General features: G+C 65.8%; 16 protein-coding genes. 15 read left to right on the top strand and 1 reads right to left on the bottom strand.

The window, feature by feature from the left end; translation table 11 throughout:
- Window positions 1–84: 84 nt before the first annotated feature.
- The 14 genes from CXY80_RS11775 (at window position 85) to CXY80_RS11710 (ending at window position 19,353) form a co-directional block, all read left to right on the top strand.
- Complete coding sequence (locus CXY80_RS11775) at window positions 85–711, top strand: TetR/AcrR family transcriptional regulator (RefSeq protein WP_158251639.1); 627 nt, start codon at window positions 85–87, stop codon at window positions 709–711.
- Between the two features lie 28 nt (window positions 712–739).
- Window positions 740–3,652, top strand: a complete 2,913-nt coding sequence (locus CXY80_RS11770) for an MMPL family transporter (RefSeq protein ID WP_104132621.1) — start codon at window positions 740–742, stop codon at window positions 3,650–3,652.
- Window positions 3,649–5,574, top strand: a complete 1,926-nt coding sequence (locus CXY80_RS11765) for a YhgE/Pip family protein (protein ID WP_104132620.1) — start codon at window positions 3,649–3,651, stop codon at window positions 5,572–5,574. Before CXY80_RS11770 ends, CXY80_RS11765 begins: the two co-directional genes overlap by 4 nt.
- A gap of 92 nt (window positions 5,575–5,666) precedes the next feature.
- A complete protein-coding gene (locus CXY80_RS11760) occupies window positions 5,667–7,967 on the top strand; it encodes a bifunctional alpha,alpha-trehalose-phosphate synthase (UDP-forming)/trehalose-phosphatase (RefSeq protein ID WP_104132619.1) in 2,301 nt (766 codons plus the stop codon).
- Between the two features lie 46 nt (window positions 7,968–8,013).
- Entirely contained in the window at window positions 8,014–9,708 is a 1,695-nt protein-coding gene (gene ilvD, locus CXY80_RS11755; protein WP_104132618.1) for a dihydroxy-acid dehydratase, read from the top strand.
- Window positions 9,709–9,794: 86 nt separating this feature from the next.
- Window positions 9,795–11,603, top strand: a complete 1,809-nt coding sequence (locus CXY80_RS11750; RefSeq protein WP_092449284.1) for an acetolactate synthase large subunit — start codon at window positions 9,795–9,797, stop codon at window positions 11,601–11,603.
- A gap of 2 nt (window positions 11,604–11,605) precedes the next feature.
- Window positions 11,606–12,115 (top strand): acetolactate synthase small subunit, encoded by a 510-nt coding sequence (ilvN, locus tag CXY80_RS11745; protein ID WP_092449283.1) that lies wholly within the window; start codon window positions 11,606–11,608, stop codon window positions 12,113–12,115.
- A gap of 46 nt (window positions 12,116–12,161) precedes the next feature.
- A complete protein-coding gene (gene ilvC / locus CXY80_RS11740; protein WP_092449282.1) occupies window positions 12,162–13,190 on the top strand; it encodes a ketol-acid reductoisomerase in 1,029 nt (342 codons plus the stop codon).
- A gap of 84 nt (window positions 13,191–13,274) precedes the next feature.
- A complete protein-coding gene (locus tag CXY80_RS11735) occupies window positions 13,275–13,949 on the top strand; it encodes a DUF998 domain-containing protein (RefSeq protein ID WP_104132617.1) in 675 nt (224 codons plus the stop codon).
- Between the two features lie 86 nt (window positions 13,950–14,035).
- A complete protein-coding gene (locus CXY80_RS11730) occupies window positions 14,036–15,679 on the top strand; it encodes an alkaline phosphatase (protein ID WP_104132616.1) in 1,644 nt (547 codons plus the stop codon).
- A complete protein-coding gene (locus CXY80_RS11725) occupies window positions 15,676–17,001 on the top strand; it encodes an alkaline phosphatase family protein (protein WP_233195309.1) in 1,326 nt (441 codons plus the stop codon). The genes CXY80_RS11730 and CXY80_RS11725 overlap by 4 nt, the downstream gene beginning before the upstream one ends.
- A gap of 158 nt (window positions 17,002–17,159) precedes the next feature.
- Complete coding sequence (locus CXY80_RS11720; RefSeq protein ID WP_092449279.1) at window positions 17,160–18,458, top strand: Nramp family divalent metal transporter; 1,299 nt, start codon at window positions 17,160–17,162, stop codon at window positions 18,456–18,458.
- Between the two features lie 29 nt (window positions 18,459–18,487).
- On the top strand, window positions 18,488–18,982 hold the full coding sequence (locus CXY80_RS11715; protein WP_104132615.1) for a DNA polymerase III subunit gamma/tau: 495 nt from the start codon (window positions 18,488–18,490) through the stop codon (window positions 18,980–18,982).
- Window positions 18,979–19,353, top strand: coding sequence for a hypothetical protein (locus tag CXY80_RS11710; RefSeq protein WP_092449277.1), 375 nt, complete (start codon window positions 18,979–18,981; stop codon window positions 19,351–19,353). Before CXY80_RS11715 ends, CXY80_RS11710 begins: the two co-directional genes overlap by 4 nt.
- On the opposite strand, the gene CXY80_RS11705 is transcribed toward CXY80_RS11710, so the two are convergent.
- Complete coding sequence (locus CXY80_RS11705; protein ID WP_092449276.1) at window positions 19,354–19,749, bottom strand: DoxX family membrane protein; 396 nt, start codon at window positions 19,747–19,749, stop codon at window positions 19,354–19,356. It abuts the gene before it with no gap.
- Window positions 19,750–19,835: 86 nt separating this feature from the next.
- Here CXY80_RS11705 and serA point away from each other — a divergent pair, with 86 nt between their 5' ends.
- On the top strand, window positions 19,836–21,428 hold the full coding sequence (gene serA, locus CXY80_RS11700; protein ID WP_092449275.1) for a phosphoglycerate dehydrogenase: 1,593 nt from the start codon (window positions 19,836–19,838) through the stop codon (window positions 21,426–21,428).
- The last annotated feature ends 37 nt before the right edge of the window (window positions 21,429–21,465 follow it).

The following is a 21,465-nucleotide window of genomic DNA, read 5'->3' as shown; positions in this document are numbered from 1 at the left end:
TGGGCAAACCCGAATAGGCTGAGAAAAACCCCTGAACTGACCGATCGGACAGGATCTGACCGATCGGTCAACTAGCCTGTGGTCGTGCCCATTCTTCCTGCGACATCCGCTGCACCGCCGGCCGGCGGCATCCGCTCACAAACCGGCGCCGACCTGCGCCAGGTCGCGCTGACCCAGTTCGCGTCGGTGGGATTCGCGGCAACCTCGCTGCAGAATATTGCCGACATCGCGGGCTTCTCCAAATCCAGCGTGCTCTACCACTTCGCCTCCAAGGAGATGCTGCTCGAGCAGGTGCTCACGCCGGCCTTCGACCAGCTCGAGGTCGTTCTCGACCGCTTCGTGACCGAGCCCGAGACCATTGCCACCCGTGAGCGGTTCGTCGATGACTTCATCGACTTTCTGCTCGAGTTTCGGCTGGAACTGCACACCTTCATCAACCAGGCCCAGTCGCTGCGCGGCATCGCCATCATCGACCGGGCCGGACTGCTCATCGTTCGTCTCGCCGCGAGTATCTGCCACGACGACGCGAGCAATGAAGACCGCCTGCGGTTCGGCTTCGCCCTCGGCGGTGCCGCCTACTCGCTCGTGGCCGGCATGACCTTTCTGGGCGAGGCCACCCTGCCCGACGACGACCTGCGCCCGGCGCTGCGCACCGTGATGACCGAACTGCTCGCCCCCGTCTCCGTACACCCGCGCCCCGCTCACTCATGAATTTCTGCGCCGTCCGAAAGTAGTTTTCATGGCAACCGTTCTGTATCGTCTCGGCCACTTCGCCTACCGGCGGGCCTGGCTCGTCATCGGCATCTGGGTGCTGCTGCTCGCCGGCATCTTCGGCGGCGGCATGGCCCTCAACGGCCAGACGCAGGAGTCCTACGCGATCCCCGGCACCGAGTCGCAGGATGCCATCGACTCGCTCGCCGCGGTGTTCCCCTCGGCGGCCGGCGCGCAGGTGCAGGTCGTTTATCACGTGCCGAGCGGGGCATCCATTGATGATGCGCCGTACCGGGCCGCCATCGAAAGCATGGCCACAGAGATCGGCGTCATCGACGGCGTCGACACCGTGATCACCCCGTTCAGCGACTACGCAGCGGATGCCGTCTCGAGCGACTCCGAGACCGCTTTCAGTCAGGTGGCGCTCACTGGGCAATCCACCGACGTGTCCACGGACACCCTCGACGCCCTCGTGGCCACTCGGTCGATCGGGGAGGACGCCGGCTTGCAGGTCGCGTTCGGTGGCCAGGTCTTCCAGGACAACACCTTCGGTATCACCGTCACCGAGGTGCTCGGCGTGCTCTTCGCCGGCGTCGTGCTGCTCATCACCTTCGGTTCCCTGCTCGCCGCCGGCATGCCGCTTCTCATGGCCATGATCGGCGTCGGCGTCGCGATCGGCGGCATCACCGCGGTGAGCGCCTTCGTCTCGGTCTCGAGCACCGCCCCCATGCTCGCGCTCATGCTCGGGCTCGCGGTCGGCATCGACTACTCGCTGTTCATTTTGTCGCGGCATCGATCCCAGCTGGCTACCGGCATGAAACCGCACGAATCGGCCGCGACGGCCGTCGCCACCGCCGGTGGCGCCGTGGTCTTTGCCGGCATCACCGTGATCATCGCCCTGCTCGGACTACTCGTGGTCGGCATCCCCTTCTTGAGCGTGATGGGACTCGGCGCCGCATTCGCCGTGCTGGTCTCGATCGGCGTGGCCGTGACCCTGCTGCCCGCCGTGCTCGGCGTGGTCAAGGGCAAACTCATCCCAAAAGTCGGCAGACGGGCCCACCGTCGGGCGACCACCCCCGACGATGGAAGACCGACCCTGGGCCGGCGCTGGGTCGGACTGGTACTCAAGGCCCCGATCGTCGCCGTCATTGTGGTGGTCGGCGTGCTGGGAACCCTCGCCATTCCCGCACTCAGCCTCGACCTCAACCTGCCGGACGGCGGCTCCGAACCGGCCGGCTCCACCCAGCGGGAGGCCTACCAGCTCATCAACGACGGCTTCGGCCCCGGCTACAACGGCCCGCTCGTCGTCGTCGTCGACATCACCCAGACCACCGACATCTTCGGTGACCTCGACACCATCGGCGCCCAGATTCGCGACCTGCCGGGCGTCGCCTACGTGGGCACGGGTACCCCAAACCCCACCGTCGACACGGCTATCATTCAGGTGATGCCCGACAGCGCACCGGATGCCGCGGCCACGAAAGACCTCGTGCAAATGATTCGAGACCTCGGCCCGGGCATCACCGCGAGCCTCGGCACCCCGATCGCCGTCACCGGCGCGACTGCCGTCGGCATAGACATCTCCAACCGGCTGACCGACGCGCTCATTCCCTTCGCGCTCATCGTGGTTGGGCTCTCGATCATTCTGCTCATGATGGTGTTTCGCTCCGTCTTCGTGCCGATCAAGGCCGCGCTCGGCTTTTTACTGTCGGTGTTCGCCGCCATCGGCGCCACCGTGGCGATCTTTCAGTGGGGCTGGTTTCCCGACCTGTTCGGCGTAGAAAACCCCGGCCCCATCCTCAGCTTTCTGCCAATTCTGCTCATGGCGGTCTTGTTCGGCCTCGCGATGGACTACGAGGTGTTCCTCGTCTCGGGAATGCGCGAGGAATTCGTGCGCACCGGCAACGCCCGGCAATCGATCATCCACGGCTTCGCCCATGCCGGCCGGGTTGTCACCGCCGCGGCCCTGATCATGTTCTTCGTCTTCTTCGCGTTCGTCCCCGACGGCACCGGCGCCATCAAAGGCATCGCCTTCGCGCTGGCTGTAGGGGTCATGCTCGACGCCTTCCTGGTGCGCATGACGCTCGTTCCGGCCGCGATGGCACTCGCCGGAAACGCCGCCTGGTGGCTGCCACGCTGGCTCGGGCGGCTGCTGCCGAACGTCGATATCGAGGGGGAAGGACTGCGCCAGCACCTGCACGACAGCGCGTGGGCGGCGGAGCAGACCGATGCGATCACGGCCGATGAAGTCGTCTTCGGCCTCGAGACCGCGCCGATCGGTCCGCTCAGCCTGAGTATTCCGGCTGGTTCGCTCGTGCGGCTCACCGGCACGGCCGGTCACCGCCGGGTCGTCGCGGCCACCCTCGCCGGACGACTTGATCCGGTCAGCGGACGACTGCAGGTGCTCGGCTACCCGCTGCCATCCGACCGGCAGCAGACCCTGCGCCGGGTTGCCCTCGCCGATATCGGTGAGCATCGGGACACCGAGATCACCGTCGGAGAACTGCTCGCCGAACGGCTGCGGCTCACCCTGCCCTGGTACCGGACTGCCGCGGTCGCTAGCCGTCGCGCCGTCTGGATCAGCAGTATTAACCGGGCCCTGGGTGCCGGTCAGTCGGTGACGGCCGCCACGACGATTTCGGCGCTACCGGCCCACGGTCGGGCGACCGTGCTGGTCGCGGCGGCGCTCACCGAACGCCCCGGTGTGGTCTTCGTCGACCTCGGTGAGGGCCTCCCCGAGCCCTTTCTGGGCCGGGACCTGGCGACGGTACTGGCCATGCTGGCACCCCCGACAACCACGCTGGTGCTCGGCGCTGCACGCTTCGACATCGATGGCCCGGAATCGGCGCACGATCGACCGTGGCAGCAGATCGATCTCGACGCGCCAGTTGACGACGACCTGATGATGGATTCCCTCGATGGAAAGGCTCTGCAGCGATGAGCACCGCACTCGACAAACTGTTCAGCCGTACCGCGCGGCAGCGGCGGCTGACCGTCGCCGCTCTCGTGGCCGTCGTGGTCGCCGTGCCGCTCGCCGTGGCCGGACTGTTCACGGTGGCTCTCGTCTCGGCCGATGACCGGGTCGACACCATTCCCGCGATCGTCGTGAACAACGACGAATTCGTCACGACCACCCTGCCGGACGGCACCGAACAACAGGTTCTAGCCGGTCGATTGCTCGTGACCGAACTGACCGCGCCCAGCGCCAGCGATGCCAGCACGGCCGGATTCGACTGGACTATCTCCAACACGGCCGACGCGCAAGCGGCGCTCGCCGCCGGAGACGCCTACGCGATTCTGACCATCCCCAGCGATTTCTCCGCCTCGATCAACTCGCTCTCGGGCAGCACCCCGGTGCAGGCAGACCTCGATATTCGCACCGATGATGCCCATTCCTACCTCGCCGGCTCGCTGGCCCAATCGGTCGGCTCGGCCATGACGGGCGCCTTCGGCCAGGCGATCACCGCGCAGTATCTCGAAGGCCTGTACACGAATCTCGCCCTGCTTGGCTCGTCCCTAACGGATGCCGCCGACGGCGCGGCCGCGCTCTCCACCGGGGTGAGTGGGGTCAAGGCCGGCCTCGATTCCCTTGCGGCCGGCACGGCGACCGCCGCTACCGGGGCGGCATCCGCTGCCAGCAGAGCGACGAGTTATGCCTCGGGCGTGGCCTCCTATACCGACGGCGTCACCGGGCTGAGCGCGGGGCTGACCGAGCTGAAGTCCGGCGCCGGCGCGCTGGCTCCGCTCGAAACCGGGCTCCCGGCCTACGCCTCGGGAGTGCAGGGAACGGCGGCAGCGTTCACGGCCCTCAACGCGCAGATGCAGGCTGACCCGAACGTCGCAGCCTACGCCGGCGCGCTCGCGCAAATTCAGGGCGGCCTCACCGCACTCGGCGCCCAAAGCCCGGGCATCGGGGCAGCTGGCACCGGAATTGGGTCGGTGCTGGACGGCATCTCGTCGAGTGCGAACGGTGCGCTTACGCTCGCGGCCGGCGGCCCAGCCTTGTCAAGCGGCGCAAGCGATCTCGCGACCGGTGTGCAGGGAATTTCCGCCGGGCTCGGTACCCTCGCTTCCGGCACCCAGTCGGCCCAGGCCGGGACGCACGCACTGGAAGCCGGGGCCGCCGAGCTCGCGACCGGGCTGGCGGACGGCGCGGCGGGGGCATCCGTTTTCACCGATACCGATACCGATGCCGCGACCACCGCCGCGGTCGTCTCCGAGCCGGTCAGTGTCACGACCGAGCGCGACCACTTGATCGACTCAGCCGGCCCGATCATCGGCATGATTTTCGTGCCGGTCGGCCTGTGGATCGGCGCCCTCGTCGTCTTTCTGCTGTTCAAACCGCTCACAGCATCCACCCTGGCGTCGACGACGAGCACCGGCCGGTTGCTGCGTCGCGGCCTCGGCCGGGCCTTCGCCATCGTTGCCGGCCAGGCCGTTCTGGTCACCGTGCTGCTGCATACCGCCCTCGATGTGGCGTGGACGCTGCTGCCGGCCACCCTCGGCTTCGCCCTGCTGTTGGCCTTCGTGTTCGTGGCCGTGCAGCACTGGCTGAGCGTCGCGTTCGGTCGGGTCGGCATCGTCATCTCGCTCGTGCTGCTCGCCCTGCAACTCGCCGCGGCGAGTGGGCTGTACCCGATCGAACTCGTCGCCGCCCCATTCCAGGCGTTGAGCCCCTTTCTGCCGCTGACCTGGGCCGTGAACGGCCTGCAGGCGATTGTCAGTGAAAGCGGGGGAGCGGATGTTGCCGCCGCCGCCGCAATACTGCTCCTGTTCGCGATCGGTAGCGTGCTGCTCTCGTTCTGGAGTGTGGCCCGAGCGCGCGGAGCCCGCTCGTTCGGGCTGGGGCTGGCCAGGGCGTAGGGCGCGGTGCCCCCATGAGACTGGGGGGCGACTGGTATCCTTGGGAGGGCAACACAGGCGTGCACCGCGGGTGTGCCCGGAACGGATGATCCATTACTTATTCAGCCGACTCCACGCGGTTCGACCGCGACCAGACCGCACTCGACGATTCAGGGGCTGACGCTGCGCCCGATGACACCGCAACCGGTGCGTACACGCTCGTCGTCGTCTCCAACCGGCTGCCGGTCGATTTCGAGGAGGGCGACGACGGTGCCGTCACCTGGCGCACTTCACCCGGTGGCCTGGTCACCGCACTCGAACCGCTCATGCGTGCGTCAAACGGCGCCTGGGTCGGCTGGCCCGGCGTCGCTGATCGCTCCTTTACGCCGTTCGATAATGACGGCATCTCGCTCGTGCCCGTGCGGCTCAACGAAGAAGACATTGAGGACTACTACGAGGGCTTCTCCAACGACACCCTCTGGCCGCTCTACCACGACGTTATTGCGCCGCCGAGCTATCACCGCGAAACCTGGGACGCCTACGTCAGGGTGAACCGTCGATTCGCTGCCGCCGCCGCAGCGGTCGCCGCCCCCGGAGCCACGGTCTGGGTGCACGACTACCAGCTGCAGCTCGTTCCGCGCCTGCTGCGGGAGGCCCGCCCCGACCTCGTCATCGGCTTCTTCAATCACATTCCATTTCCGCCATATGGCATTTATGCTCAGCTGCCCTGGCGTAAACAGATTCTGCACGGCCTGCTCGGCGCCGACGTTATCGGCTTTCAACGAGTAGCGGATGCCGGCAATTTCTCCCAAGCGGTGCGTCGCCTCTATGGCTATGCCACCCGCGGCGTCGTTATCGACGTGCCCACCGGTGACAACGGCCAGAGCGGCCAGACCGGGGAGACTCGTCGTGTCATCGCCAAGCACTTTCCCATCTCGATCGACGCGGCCGCCTACGAAGAACTGGCTAGACGCCCCGATATCCAGGCCCGCGCACGTCAGATTCGGGAGGACCTCGGCAACCCGAAAACGCTCATGCTGGGTGTCGACCGGCTCGACTACACCAAGGGCATCGGCCACCGCATCAAGGCCTTCGGGGAACTGCTCGCCGACGGACGCCTGAGTGTCGAAGACGTCACCCTGGTGCAGATCGCGAGCCCGTCCCGCGAACGGGTCAGCACCTATATGGCCCTGCGCGACGAGATTGAACTCGCCGTCGGTCGACTCAACGGTGACTTCTCCACGATCAGCCACACCGCCATCAGCTATCACCACCACAGCTACCCGCGTGAAGAAATGGTCGCGATGTATCTCGCCGCTGACGTCATGCTCGTCACCGCGCTGCGTGACGGCATGAACCTCGTCGCCAAGGAATACGTCGCCGTGCGCTTCGATGCCGACGGGGTGCTCGTGCTGAGCGAGTTCGCCGGCGCCGCCGATGAACTCAAACAGGCCATCCTGATTAATCCGCACGACATCGACGGAACCAAGGACGCCATCGTGCGCGCGGTCGAGATGCCCCGGCGGGAACGCGCTAGACGTATGCGGTCGCTGCGCCGCAAGGTCGCGGAGAACGATGTTGCCGCCTGGTCGGCCTCGTTCCTGCGGGCCCTCACCGGCGGCGCTGCCGTGGCGGCCGGAATCCCCGACGATCTCGACCTGGCCTTGCAGAGTCTTGCCGGTGCCGAGAACGTGCTCATCGCCCTCGACTTCGACGGAACGCTGGCCCCGCACGTTGACCACCCCGAAGACGCCCGTGCAATCACCGGCACCCGGGAAGCCGTTCAAGCCCTGCTCGACCTGCCCGGGGTGCGCGTAGCCTTCGTTTCTGGGCGCGCCCTGGTGAGTCTGCAGCACGTTGCCCAGCCGCAGAGTTCGGTGTTGCTCACCGGCTCGCACGGCATCGAGGTTCAGCTGGACACCCCCGAGATTGAACTCAACCTGGTCTCCTCTGAGCTCGAACAGCTCGACACCCTTGCCCGGGTGCTCACCAGCATCTCCGGATCGATTGCCGGGACCACCATCGAGCGCAAGCCCGCCGGTCTGGCCCTGCACACCCGGCTCGCGACCGAGAAAGACGGCCAAACTGCCCAGCGCGAGGCAAGGGAACAGCTCACCGATCAGCTGCCCGGACTTACCGTTCGCGAAGGTAAGAACGTGCTGGAATTCTCGGTACGCTCCAGCACCAAGGGCGATGCCCTCGAGAAGCTGCGCGAGTACACCGGGGCCGACCGGGTGTTCTACGCTGGCGACGATGTGACCGATGAAGACGCCTTCGCGGCATTGCGTGACGACGATCTCGGCCTCAAGATCGGCCAGGGCGCGACCCTCGCCGGCTACCGGGTGCGCAGCCCCAAGGAAGTCACTCAGGTCCTCGTGCGCATCGCCGCACTCCGTGCTGGCCTTGCGCTCTGAGGCCCCATTGAAAATAGAGGGCGCCCTGAGGTTCTAGACTCGGGGCATGTCTGAGATCGATGTGAAACCCCGTAGCCGCGCCGTCACGGATGGAATCGAGGCCACCACATCGCGTGGAATGCTTCGCGCCGTCGGCATGGGCGACGCCGACTGGGACAAGCCCCAGATCGGCATTGCGAGTTCGTGGAACGAGATCACGCCGTGCAACCTCTCGCTCGACCGCCTCGCCCAGGCCGCCAAAGAAGGCGTGCACTCCGGTGGCGGCTACCCGCTGCAGTTCGGCACCATCTCGGTCAGCGACGGCATTTCGATGGGCCACGAGGGCATGCACTTCTCGCTCGTCTCGCGTGAGGTCATCGCTGACTCGGTCGAGGTCGTCATGCAGGCCGAACGTCTCGACGGCAGCGTGCTGCTGGCCGGTTGCGACAAATCCCTGCCCGGCATGCTCATGGCCGCCGCCCGCCTCGACCTCGCCAGCGTGTTCCTCTACGCCGGATCGATCGCCCCGGGCTGGGTCAAACTTTCCGACGGCACCGAAAAAGACATCACCATCATCGACGCGTTCGAGGCCGTCGGCGCGGTCAAGGCCGGCCGCATGAGTGAAGCGGATGCGAAGCGCATCGAGTGCGCGTTCGCTCCGGGCGAGGGCGCCTGCGGCGGTATGTACACCGCGAACACCATGGCCAGTGTCGCGGAAGCCCTCGGAATGAGTCTGCCCGGCTCGGCAAGCCCGGCATCCGCTGACCGTCGCCGTGACTATTTCGCCCACCGCTCGGGCGAGGCCGTGGTCAACATGCTGCGCCTCGGTATCACCGCCCGCGACATCCTCACCCGCAAGGCATTCGAGAACGCCATCGCCGTGGCCATGGCCTTCGGCGGCTCCACCAACGTCGTGCTGCACCTGCTCGCCATCGCCCGCGAGGCCGAGGTCGAGCTGACCCTCGACGACTTCAACCGCATCGGCGACAAGGTTCCGCACATCGGCGACCTCAAGCCGTTCGGCAAGTACGTCATGAACGACGTGGACCGCCAGGGCGGCGTGCCCGTCGTCATGCGTGCGCTGCTCGAGGCCGGCCTGATCCACGGCGACGCGCTCACCGTGACCGGCAAGACCGTCGCCGAGAACCTCGCCGAGATCGACCCACCCGACCTCGACGGTGAGGTGCTGCGCACCCTCGACAACCCGATCCACAAGAGCGGTGGCATCACCATCCTCAAGGGCAGCTTCGCGCCCGAAGGTGCTGTGGTGAAGACCGCCGGCTTCGACGCCGCCGTCTTCGAAGGCCCCGCCCGGGTGTTCGAGCGAGAGCGCGCAGCGATGGACGCCCTGACCGAGGGGAAAATCTACAAGGGTGACGTCGTCATCATCCGCTACGAAGGCCCGAAGGGCGGGCCGGGAATGCGCGAAATGCTCTCGATCACCGCCGCCATCAAGGGCGCTGGGCTCGGCTCCGATGTACTACTATTAACGGACGGTCGATTCTCAGGCGGCACAACCGGACTGTGCATCGGCCACATAGCACCCGAAGCGGTGGACGCAGGTCCAATCGCCTTCGTGCGCGATGGGGATCTGATACGGGTCGATATCGCAGCTCGCACGCTTGACCTACTGGTCGCACCTGCTGAGCTGGCCGCCCGGCAAGTCGGCTGGGCGCCTCTTCCCCCGCGCTATACCCGGGGCGTGCTGGCAAAGTACGCAAAGCTCGTGCATTCCGCCGCCGAAGGCGCCATCACCGGCTGACGCTGCGCACCGGCTCACCGGCACACCCCGTGGGGACACGCTGATAGATGTCGCAAGACCGATTTCAAAGTAGGGATTCTACGATCATGACCACGGAAACCACGCCTGTGCCCTCGGCCCCCGCGTCCGCGGAGCCGGAAATGCTCACCGGTTCTGGGGCGATCATTCGCACCCTGGAGCTGCTCGGTGTTACCGACGTTTTCGGTATCCCCGGCGGCGCCGTCATCCCGCTGTACGACGAGCTGATGACGCAAACCAAGATCCGCCACATTCTGGTGCGCCACGAACAGGGTGCCGGTCATGCCGCCGAGGGTTATGCCTCCGCAACCGGCCGGGTCGGCGTGGCGATCGCCACGAGCGGACCGGGTGCCACCAACCTGGTCACGGCCATTGCAGACGCCTACATGGACTCGGTCCCGCTGCTCGCGATCACCGGCCAGGTCTTCTCGACGTCCATGGGAACGGATGCCTTCCAGGAGGCCGACATCATCGGCATCACGATGCCGATCACCAAGCACTCCTTCCTGGCTCGCCGGGCAGAGGAGATTCCGGCTGCCATCGCCTCGGCGTACCACATCGCCTCGACCGGACGCCCCGGCCCGGTGCTCGTCGACATCACCAAGGACGCGCAGCAGAACTTGGCACCGTTCATCTGGCCGCCGAAGCTCGACCTTCCTGGTTACCGGCCGATCGTCAAGGCCCACGGCAAGCAGGTGCAGGTTGCGGCCCAGTTGCTGCTCAATGCCAAGAAGCCGGTGCTCTACGTGGGCGGCGGTGTGATCCGGGCCAAGGCCTCACCCGAGCTCCTCGTGCTCGCCGAGACGACCGGCGCACCGGTCGTGACCACCCTGATGGCACGTGGCGCCTTCCCCGACTCGCACCCGCAGCACCTCGGAATGCCGGGCATGCACGGCACCGTTCCCGCCGTGCTCGCGCTGCAGGAGAGCGACCTCATCATTTCGTTCGGAGCACGCTTCGACGACCGGGTGACCGGAAAGATCAGCGAATTCGCCCCGAATGCGAAGATCGTGCACGTTGACGTCGACCCGGCCGAAATCTCCAAGATTCGTCTGGCCGATGTACCCATCGTCGGTGATGCCAAAGATGTCATCGCCGATCTCATCGTTGCCTGGCAGGAGGCGGTTCAGGCCGCCGCCCCCGACGCCGGTGTTCCCGACACCGCTGAGTGGTGGACCTACCTGCGTGGCTTGAAAGACGAGTTCCCGCTCGGCTTCACCGAGCCCACCGACGGCCTGTTGGCCCCGCAGTACGTGATCCAGCGAATCGGCGAGCTCACCGGCCCGGAAGCGGTCTACGCGGCCGGCGTTGGCCAGCACCAGATGTGGGCGGCGCAGTACATCAAGTACGAGCGTCCCAATTCCTGGCTCAACTCGGGCGGAGCCGGCACTATGGGGTACTCGGTTCCCGCGGCGATGGGCGCCAAGGTCGCCGAGCCGGACCGCGTGGTCTGGTCGATCGACGGCGACGGTTGCTTCCAGATGACCAACCAGGAACTCGCCACCTGCACGATCAACAAGATCCCGATCAAGGTCGCGATCATCAACAACTCCTCCCTCGGCATGGTGCGCCAGTGGCAGTCGCTGTTTTACGACGGGCGGCACTCCTTCACCGACCTGAACACCGGTCACGGCACCGCCATGGTTCCGGACTTCATCAAGATGGCGGATGCCTATGGTGCGCTCGGAATTCGGGTCACCAGCAAGGACCAGGTCGATGACGCCATCAAACTGGCCCTCGCCACCAATGACCGCCCCGTCGTCATCGACTTCATTGTGAGCCCCGGCGCCATGGTGTGGCCGATGGTTCCGCAGGGAGTCAGCAACAGTTTCGTTCAGTACGCCAAAGACCATGCACCCACCTGGGGAGACGAGTAACCGTGACGAGCCACGTTCTGAGCCTGCTCGTCGAGGACAAGCCCGGCCTGCTCACACGCGTCGCTGGCCTGTTCGCGCGTCGCGGCTTCAATATTGAGAGCCTCGCCGTGGGGCACAGCGAGATCGCCGGGCTGTCCCGCATCACGATTCTGGTTGACGTCGAGGACATCCCGCTCGAGCAGGTGACGAAGCAGCTCAACAAGCTGATCAATGTGATCAAGATCGTCGAACTCGACCCCACCCAGTCGGTGCAGCGCGAACACCTCCTGATCAAGGTCAAGGTGGACAACACGACCCGGTCGCAGGTGCTCGAAGCGGTCACCCTGTTCCGAGCCCGGGTCGTCGACGTCGCCGCCGACGCCCTCGTCATCGAGGTCACCGGTGACACCGGCAAGACCCAGGCGTTCTTGCGCATTCTCGAGCCGTTCGGAATTCGTGAACTTGCGCAGTCGGGCATGCTCGCCATCGGCCGCGGTTCCAAATCGATTACCGAGCGCGTCTTCAAAAACTAACGGTTTCAACTTTTTCTACTAATCAATTCACGAGGAGAAATACACATTGTCTGAGATTTTCTACGACAAAGACGCCGACCTGTCGATCATTCAGGGCAAGAAGGTGGCCGTCATCGGCTACGGCTCGCAGGGTCACGCCCACGCGCAGAACCTGCGCGACTCCGGCGTCGAGGTCAAGATCGGCCTGAAGGACGGCTCCAAGAGCAAGGCCAAGGCCGAAGAAGCCGGCTTCACCGTGCTGTCCACAGCGGATGCCGCGGCCTGGGCCGACGTCATCGTCATCCTCGCGCCCGACCAGGTGCAGCGTCATCTGTACAAGGACGACGTGCTGCCGAACCTGGCTGCCGGTAAGGCCCTCGTCTTCGGACACGGATTCAACATCCGCTTCGGGTACATCACGGCGCCCGACGGCGTTGACGTCGTCATGGTCGCCCCGAAGGGTCCGGGCCACACCGTGCGCCGCGAGTTCGAAGCCGGTCGCGGCGTTCCCGTGATCGTCGCCGTCGAGAAGGACGCCTCGGGCAACGCCTGGCCGCTCACCCTCAGCTACGCCAAGGCGATCGGTGGCCTGCGCGCCGCCGGCATCAAGACCACCTTCACCGAAGAAACCGAAACCGACCTGTTCGGCGAGCAGGCAGTGCTCTGCGGCGGTACCTCACAGCTGATCCAGTACGGCTTCGAGGTTCTCACCGAGGCCGGCTACCAGCCGCAGGTTGCGTACTTTGAGGTGCTGCACGAGCTCAAGCTCATCGTCGACCTCATGTGGGAGGGTGGCATCGCCAAGCAGCGTTGGAGCGTCTCCGACACCGCCGAGTACGGCGACTACGTCTCCGGCCCGCGCGTCATCGACCCGAGCGTCAAGGAGAACATGAAGGCCGTTCTCGCCGACATCCAGAGCGGCGCGTTCGCCGAGCGCTTCATCGCCGACCAGGACAACGGCGGAGTCGAGTTTCTCGCCCTGCGCAAGAAGGGCGAAGAGCACCCGATCGAGGCCACCGGCCGCAGCCTGCGCAAGCTCTTCGCGTGGAATGCCTCGAACGACGACGACTACACCGACGGTTCGGTGTCGCGCTAAGCATCCGCTTAGATTGAGGAAGGGGTTCTCGTTCGCGAGAGCCCCTTCTTCGTTCCCCGGCACGAGCGTCGAAAGGGCAGACGAATGACAACGGATGCCGTGGGCACCGAAAATCAAACGGTGTGGCGCAATCGCATGTCGGCCCTGGCCATGCTCGGCGTGTGCCTCTACGTGTTCATCGACGTGGCGCTGCAATTTCTGCCGCCGCACTACAGCCCGATCAGCGACGCCGAGAGCAACCTCGCGGTCGGGCCGTTCGGCTGGATCATGAACCTCAATTTTCTCGGGCGAGCGGTGTTCTGCGTCGCCGCCGTAATGGCGATCGCGCTGGCGGCCAGGCTGCTGGTCCCACGGCGTCGGGACCTGCTGCTCGGCGCCGGCCTCGGGCTGTTTCTTGTTGGGGGAGCCAGCTCGGCCGTGCTCGCTTTCTTTCCGACCGATGTCAGCGCGTCCCACGAGAGCACCCTGCAGACGTCGACCACCGTCGGCGCCATCCACCTGGCCGTAGCGTCCTTCGGCTTCGTCGCGGCCCTGATCGCCATCCTGCTACTTACGGCCTGGTTGCGCATCCGCCAGGTTATGCCGCGGGTGCAGCCGTGGGCGATAGTTTTCGCGGCGTTCACCCTGACCGGTCTGCTCGCAGTCGTCGCCGCCAGTGCCTGGGCGCCCGGTGTGGTCGGGCTCGCGGAGCGCGTGGCCCTCGTGGGTGTTCTGGGGTGGACGTGGTGCGTGAGCGCCGGAATCCGTCGACTGGCCTGACTCACACCAGCCGGCCCGCGCTGAACACTCGGTGAACAGAATGATCTCACTGCTAAGTATTCGGCAGTCGCCCCCAAACTGGGGTGATGTCTACTCTCTCTCGACGTGATCTCTTCTCGGCCGGTGTTTTCGTTGTTGCCGGCGCCGCAGCAGCGACCGTGGGCGGCCAGCCAGCCAGCTCGAACGCCGCCGTCCTGTCCGCCGGCACCCGATTCGACCACGGCGTTGCCTCCGGAGACCCGTTGCCCGACGGCATCCTGCTCTGGACTCGGGTCACTCCGATGACCGAAGCCGCACCCGGGTCGGGCCTGGGCCCCGACGTCTCGGTGACCTGGGAGGTGGCCGAGGACTCGGGCTTTTTGCGGGTCGCAGCGAGGGGCACGACCATAACCGGTGCAGCCCGGGATCACACGGTGAAGGCGACACCCACCGGGCTGCGGCCGTCCACCATCTACTGGTTTCGCTTCAGGTCCGGCGGAGTCGCCTCCCCGGTCGGTCGCACCAAGACAGCCCCGGCCGCCGGTGTCGCCATCGATCGTCTGCGCCTCGGTGTCGTGTCCTGCGCCAACCTGCAGGCGGGCTTCTTCACCGCGTACCGCCACCTCGCCGATCGCGGCGACCTCGACGTCGTGCTGCACCTCGGGGACTACCTCTACGAATACGGCGTCGGTGAGTACCAGGCCCGTGACGTGGTCGTGCGGCCACACGACCCCACGACCGAAATGATCACCCTCGAGCACTACCGTCGTCGGCACGCGCAGTACAAATCCGACCTCGACCTGCAGTCGCTGCACGCCGCGGTGCCCGTCATCGTCACCTGGGACGACCACGAATCCGCCAACGATGCCTGGTCGGAGGGCGCCGAAAACCACGCCGAGGGCGCCGAGGGCACTTGGAAGGCGCGGCGGGAGGCGTCCCAGCAGGCTTACGCCGAGTGGATGCCGGTGCGCTACGACGTGGGCGGCCAGCTCTATCGTCGCTTCGGCTTCGGCGACCTGGCGAGTGTGTCGATGCTCGACCTGCGCAGCTACCGCAGCGAGCAGGCCGCGAACATGGTCAGCGCCGACATCTCCCGCCCCGACCGCACCATCACCGGCACCGCACAAATGGACTGGCTCCTCGACGGGTTCACGCAAACCGACACGCAGTGGAAACTGGTGGGGAACCCGGTCATGATCGCGCCGGTGCGCTTTCCGTCGACGTTGTCCACCGCCGAGATCGGGGGAGTGCAGGCCCTCCTTGGCACCACGACGATCGACGGCGTGCCGTACAACGTCGACCAGTGGGACGGCTACGCCGCCGATCGCAGTCGTGTGATCAGTCACCTGCGCGACCACGGCGTAACGGATACCGTCTTCCTCACCGGGGACATCCATTCCGGCTGGGCCTGCGACATTCCGGCCGACCCGCTGACCTACCCGACAACCGGCACCTCCGTCGCCACCGAACTGGTCTGCACCTCGGTGACCAGCGACAATCTCGACGACATTCTCGGGGTGCCGCCGCGCACCGCGTCCCTCGCCGTTGAAACCGCGTTCCGGACCGCGAACCCGCACGTCAAATACCTCGACTTCGACTCGCACGGCTTCTCCGTGCTCGAGGTGACACCGGCAGCGGTGCGGATGGACTGGTACGTGCTGTCGGAGCGCACCAGCCCGGCGTCCACGAGTTCACTGTCGACGTCGTTCCGGGTCGCGGCCGGTACGCAGACGGTGACGGCCGCGTTGTGAGCGGCCTCGATTCGCTGACAACGGTGAGCCAAGCAGACGGCATCGCCAACCGTCGGACATTTCTCAAGATCGCCGTGGGCGCCGGAGCTGCCGTCGTGCTGTCCGCTGCGCCGGGAGCGGCCTGGGCCGCGACATCCGCTGCTGCAGACCCAAAAGCCCCCGCCGCCCGTACCCGGGTGTACGTGCTGGTCATTGACGGATGCCGCCCCGACGAGATCACTCCCGAGCTCACACCCCGCCTGCACGCGCTGTGTACACAGGGCGTCAATTTTCCGGCGGCCCGGTCGCTCCCCATCATGGAGACCATCCCCAATCACGTCATGATGATGACCGGCGTCCGGCCGGACCGCTCCGGTGTTCCGGCGAATGCCGTCTACGACCGTGCTGAAGGTGTTGTGCGCAACCTGGACCGACCGAGCGATTTGCGGTTTCCGACCGTGCTGGAGCGGCTGCGAACCGGTGGCCTGACCACCGGATCGGTGCTCAGCAAGGAGTACCTGTTCGGAATATTCGGCGAACGCGCGACCTACCGGTGGGAGCCGGCGCCGCTCGTACCGGTGAGCGGCCACGCGCCCGACCAGTTCACGATGGACGCCCTCATCGCCATGGTCACGGCGTCCGACCCCGACCTGGTCTTCGCCAACTTCGGCGACATCGACCGGTTCGGGCATTCTGACGAAACCGGCTCTTCGGTCAAGATCGCCCGCACCGCCTCTCTTGCCCGGAGCGACTCTCAGATCGGTCGTTTCGTCGATCACCTGGTCACTGTCGGGCTCTGGGAGAGCAGTGTCATCATGGTGCTCGCCGACCACTCGATGGATTGGTCGATCCCCTCGAACCTGATCTCGATTGATCTGATTTTGCAGGATCACCCAGAACTGCGCGAGCAGGTCGTCATCGGTCAGAACGGCGGCGCCGACCTAGTGTACTGGGTGGGCAGCGACGCCGGCCGTGCTGCCGGACTCGCCGAAGTCCGTGCTTTGGTCACGGCCCACGAGGGGGTGCTCGCGGTGCATGAACCGGCAGAGCTGCGACTGGGCGCAAACGCCGGTAACCTCGTGGCCTACTGCCGGGCGGGCTGGCGTTTTTCTGATCCGGGCGTGCTGTCGAATCCGATTCCGGGCAATCACGGGCATCCGACGACGGAGCCGATTCCGTTCTTCATCTCCGGTGGAAGCCCGCGCGTGCGCACCGGAATCACCCTGTCGGACCCGGCGCGCACGATGGACGTAGCACCGACGGTGGCCGCTTTTTTCGGTCTCGCAGCGCCGGCCGGTGGCTATGACGGAGTCGACCGGGCGGTGGCCTTCACCTCCGTGTGAAAACCCGTTGATTACCCCATTATGGGTAGAGTCGAGGAATGCACCGGTCGCATGGCCGGTTCCGCTGGTCCTGTGCACCGATGCACAGCTTCGCCGCAAGTCCTGCAAAACGGGGGCCTGTGGGGCCTCCTTTCCACTCGCGTAAGGCCGGTACCACCATGACCTCAGGCAACAACACCGGCGACGTCAAGCTGGTCTCCCCTGCCCCCCTCGACGACGGTCCGCTTCCCAAATGGAAGATCGTTGGCCCCGGACTGGTCGTGGCCGCGACCGGCGTCGGAGCCGCCGACATGGTTGCCACCCTCGTCGCCGGATCCCGATACGGCTACGCCCTGCTCTGGGCGGTCATTCTCGGCGTGATCCTTAAGATCGTGCTGGTCGAGGGCGCCGGCCGGTACACCCTCGCTACCGGCATGACCATCTTCGAGGGCTGGCGGTCCCTCGGCAAGTGGACCACTTGGTACTTCGGGCCGTACATTATGTTGTGGGGATTCGTCTACGGGGCCACAGCCATGTCCTCCGCTGCCCTGCCCCTCGCCGCACTGTTTCCGGTCTTTCCGCTGCCGGTCTGGGCCGTTCTCATGGGTCTCGCCGGTCTGACCATGGTCTGGTTCGGCCGCTACGCCTTCTTCGAGAAGGTCACAGCAGTGCTCGTCGGCATCATGTTCATCACCGTCGTCGGCCTCGCCGTCATCGCCGTGCCCGACTTTCCGGCCATGCTCACCGGCCTCGTGCCGATCATTCCTGAGGGGGGAGTGCTTTACACGCTCGCTTTGGCCGGCGGTGTCGGCGGCACCATCACCCTCGCCGCTTACGGCTACTGGCTGCGCGAAAAGGGTTGGTCCACTCCGCGCTGGATGAAAGTCATGCGCATCGACAACCGCATGGCCTACGTCATGACCGGCATCTTCGTCGTCGCCATGCTCATCGTCGGCGCCGAGGTGGTCGCCGCTGCCGGTATCACCCTGAGCGCGGGGGACAAGGGACTGCTCGACCTCTCCACGGTGCTCAACGAGAAGTACGGCGTCGTCGTCGGTACCGGATTTCTGGTGGGCTTCTGGGCGGCATCGTTCTCATCGATCATCGGTGTGTGGAACGGCGTGAGCCTCATGTTCGCCGACTTCTGGGGCAATATGCGCGGTAAGAAGTCCGGCCACCCCGACACCCTCGTCGGTGGCAAATACTTCAAGTTCTACCTGTTATGGCTCACCTTTCCGCCCATGATCCTGTTTTTGCTCGGCTCACCGATCGGCCTCATTCTGGCCTACGGCGTACTTGGCTCACTGTTCATGCCGTTTCTCGCCATCACCCTGCTGGGACTGTTGAACGGCAAGCGCATCCCGCGGGAATGGCGCAATAAGTGGTTCACCAACGGTGCGCTGGGCATCTGCGCGCTGCTCTTCATCGTGTTGGGCGTGCAACAACTGGTCACCGCTCTGAAGCCGCTGTTCGGGTAGCTTCGGCGGCAACCGGATACTCTGGAAAAATGAATGCCACACGCGACGACGATGCGCTGAACTGGGCCGGTGACGACGACCCGACGTTGGCTCCCGGGGGAACCGGTCGGGCCGCGCCAGAGACGACCAGCCTGCCGGAGGGGTGGACCACCCCCAAAAAGGATGCTGCCCCCACCGACATCGCAGCGGATGCCGATAAGACCGAATCGGATGGCGCGGCCGCGAGCTCGGCCGCCCTGGTGGGCGTGGGCATCCTCGCCGGAATGTACCTGCTCTACTCGATCGGCTGGTTCATTGGCGTGTCCCGTCTCGCGCGTTCGACGGTTCTCATTTCGGGCGATCCCGTCGCCGATTTTATGACCTCCCTCGGCGGCTGGCTGGCCGTGGCGGCACCCGTGATCTGGTTTGGGGCGACCTTCTGGCTCACCCTGAGCCGGCCGCGCGCACGCTGGGTCTGGTTGCTGATCGGCGCGGTCGTTTTGATTCCCGGGCCCTTCCTGCTCGGATCGGGGCTCCCCGGATGAGCGACCTCGAGCCCACCGGCACCGTTGGTACGAATACCGTGCACCGTCGCCGCCCGCCGCGCTGGATCCTGCTGACCATCGCACTGTTCATCGGGCTGTTCTACGCCTACGACGTCTGGGAAGCCATCGGCAACCTGGTCGGTCTGAATTTGCAGGCGCAGTCCCTCGACACCCAGCTGAGCGGCTTCGGCTGGGCCGTGCTGATCTTTGCGGTACTCCTGCCGGTGCTGGTCTACGCCCTGGCCTTCTGGCTCGGCCGCAACCGGGCCTTCGGAGTGCAGGCGCTGACCCTGCTCGTCGGACTCTGTGCGGTTGCTGCCCTGTCGCTCGACATCGCCACGGTGTTCGGCCTCGGTCGGCTGATCGCCTGACTAGATCACGGCGACCACGATCAGAGCCATCAGCACCAGTTGGGCGATGAGTCGGGGAACGAACGGAATCGCGATCCGCCCGAATCGTTTCTTGTGCCGGGCGGCATAGGCGTTAGCCGGAAACACCGCCGCCAGAAACAGCACGAGAGCCCCAGCAGCTAGCAGCATAGTCGGGGGATACAGCAACCCGAAGCCGCCGGCCAGCTCGCACAGCCCGGTGAACAGTACGAGGTTGGTCGGGTTGGTCCAGCCCGCCGTGCGCAGGCGCGGCGGAATCATCGCCGCCATGGTGCGCTGCACCGAGGGCAGAAAATGGATGATCCCGGCGCCGATGAAGACCACCGCGAGAATAACCCGCAGGGCCAGTTGGAGTCCGTCTATTACGTCGCTGCTCATGGCTCTATTGTGCAGCCGGTAGGGTGGAAAAAGAGTGGCGCCTATTGCCCTGCCACCAACACCCGCAATCTAAGGATCCGATTTTATTGTCGAAGCCCGTCGTCCTGATCGCCGAAGAACTTTCCCCCGCCACCGTCGATGCTCTCGGGCCCGACTTTGACATTCACCAGGTAGACGGCACGGATCGCTCCGCGCTGTTCGCCGAGCTCGCCACCGCGCAGGCCGTTCTGGTGCGCTCCGCCACCAAAATGGATGCCGAAGCGATTCAGGCCGCTCCGTTCCTGAAGGTCATCGCTCGTGCGGGCGTCGGCCTGGACAACGTTGATATTAAGGCGGCCACCGCGGCCGGCGTCATGGTCGTCAACGCTCCCACCTCCAACATCATCTCGGCCGCTGAGCTGACCGTCGGGCACATCCTGAGCCTCGCCCGTCACATCCCCGCCGCCTCCGGCGCTCTCGCCGACGGTCAGTGGAAGCGCTCCAAGTACACCGGCACCGAGCTGTACGAAAAGACCATCGGCATCATCGGTCTCGGCCGCATCGGCGCCCTGATCACCGCGCGCATGCAGGCCTTCGGCACCAACGTCATCGCCTACGACCCCTACATCACCTCGGCGCGCGCCCAGCAGCTCGGCGTGACCCCGGTCACCCTCGATGAACTGCTCGCGCAGTCCGACTTCGTCACGATTCACATGCCGAAGACGCCGGAGACCACCGGAATGATCGGTGCAGCCCAGCTCAAGCTCATGAAGCCGACCGCGTTCGTCGTCAACGTCGCCCGCGGCGGACTCATCGACGAAGACGCACTGCACGAAGCCCTCGTCGCCGGCACCATCGCCGGCGCCGGCCTCGACGTGTTCGTCAGTGAACCGCCGACCGGCTCGCCGCTGCTCGGCCTCGACAACATCATCACCACGCCGCACCTCGGTGCGTCGACCGACGAGGCGCAGGAGAAGGCCGGCGTCTCCGTCGCCAAGTCCGTGCGCCTCGCACTGTCGGGCGAGCTCGTGCCCGACGCGGTCAACGTCGCCGGTGGCGTCATCGATCCCTACGTGCGTCCCGGCATCCCGCTGGTCGAAAAGCTCGGCCAGGTCTTCTCCGGTCTCGCCGCCCACAGCCCGCTCACGAGCGTCGACATCGAGGTGCGCGGCGAACTCGTCGAGTACGACGTCAGCGTGCTCAAGCTCGCCGCGCTCAAGGGCATCTTCACCAACGTGGTCAGCGAAACCGTCTCCTACGTCAACGCGCCGCTGTTGGCCGATCAGCGCGGTGTCACCGTGCGCATGCTCACCGACGCTGAATCGCCCGAGTATCGCAACGTGATCACCCTGCGCGGAGCCCTCGCCGATGGTTCGCAGGTCTCCGTCTCGGGTACCCTTACCGGCACCAAGCAGATCGAGAAGATCGTCGAGATCAACGGTTACGACGTCGAGGTTCCGTTCGCCAAGAACCTTATCGTCATGCTTTACACCGACCGCCCCGGAATCGTCGCCGTGTATGGCCGCGAATTCGGTAACGCCACCATTAACATCGCCGGCATGCAGATCGCCCGCCACGTGGCCGGCGGCAAGGCTCTCAGCGTTCTGACCGTCGACTCCGAGGTTCCGGCCGGTCTGCTGGCCTCTGTTCGCGCGGCCATCGAAGCCGAGATCATGGTGGAGATCGTCCTCACCGACTAGCTCTCTTCAAAACGGATGCGAGTGGGCAGAGGCAAGG

The organism is Cryobacterium sp. M91, from assembly GCF_002929615.1.
Classification (GTDB): domain Bacteria; phylum Actinomycetota; class Actinomycetes; order Actinomycetales; family Microbacteriaceae; genus Cryobacterium; species Cryobacterium levicorallinum.
This window is presented reverse-complemented; position numbering and strand designations above follow the sequence as displayed.

What these genes read in the sequence shown, in the direction of transcription:
- CXY80_RS11765 (WP_104132620.1), top strand. Translation starts at nt 3,649, where the DNA reads ATGAGCACCGCACTCGACAAACTGTTCAGCCGTACCGCGCGGCAGCGG.
- CXY80_RS11720 (WP_092449279.1), top strand. Translation starts at nt 17,160, where the DNA reads ATGACCTCAGGCAACAACACCGGCGACGTCAAGCTGGTCTCCCCTGCC.
- CXY80_RS11735 (WP_104132617.1), top strand. Translation starts at nt 13,275, where the DNA reads ATGACAACGGATGCCGTGGGCACCGAAAATCAAACGGTGTGGCGCAAT.
- CXY80_RS11715 (WP_104132615.1), top strand. Translation starts at nt 18,488, where the DNA reads ATGAATGCCACACGCGACGACGATGCGCTGAACTGGGCCGGTGACGAC.
- CXY80_RS11710 (WP_092449277.1), top strand. Translation starts at nt 18,979, where the DNA reads ATGAGCGACCTCGAGCCCACCGGCACCGTTGGTACGAATACCGTGCAC.
- CXY80_RS11770 (WP_104132621.1), top strand. Translation starts at nt 740, where the DNA reads ATGGCAACCGTTCTGTATCGTCTCGGCCACTTCGCCTACCGGCGGGCC.
- CXY80_RS11730 (WP_104132616.1), top strand. Translation starts at nt 14,036, where the DNA reads ATGTCTACTCTCTCTCGACGTGATCTCTTCTCGGCCGGTGTTTTCGTT.
- ilvD (WP_104132618.1), top strand. Translation starts at nt 8,014, where the DNA reads ATGTCTGAGATCGATGTGAAACCCCGTAGCCGCGCCGTCACGGATGGA.
- CXY80_RS11750 (WP_092449284.1), top strand. Translation starts at nt 9,795, where the DNA reads ATGACCACGGAAACCACGCCTGTGCCCTCGGCCCCCGCGTCCGCGGAG.
- CXY80_RS11705 (WP_092449276.1), bottom strand. Translation starts at nt 19,749, where the DNA reads ATGAGCAGCGACGTAATAGACGGACTCCAACTGGCCCTGCGGGTTATT.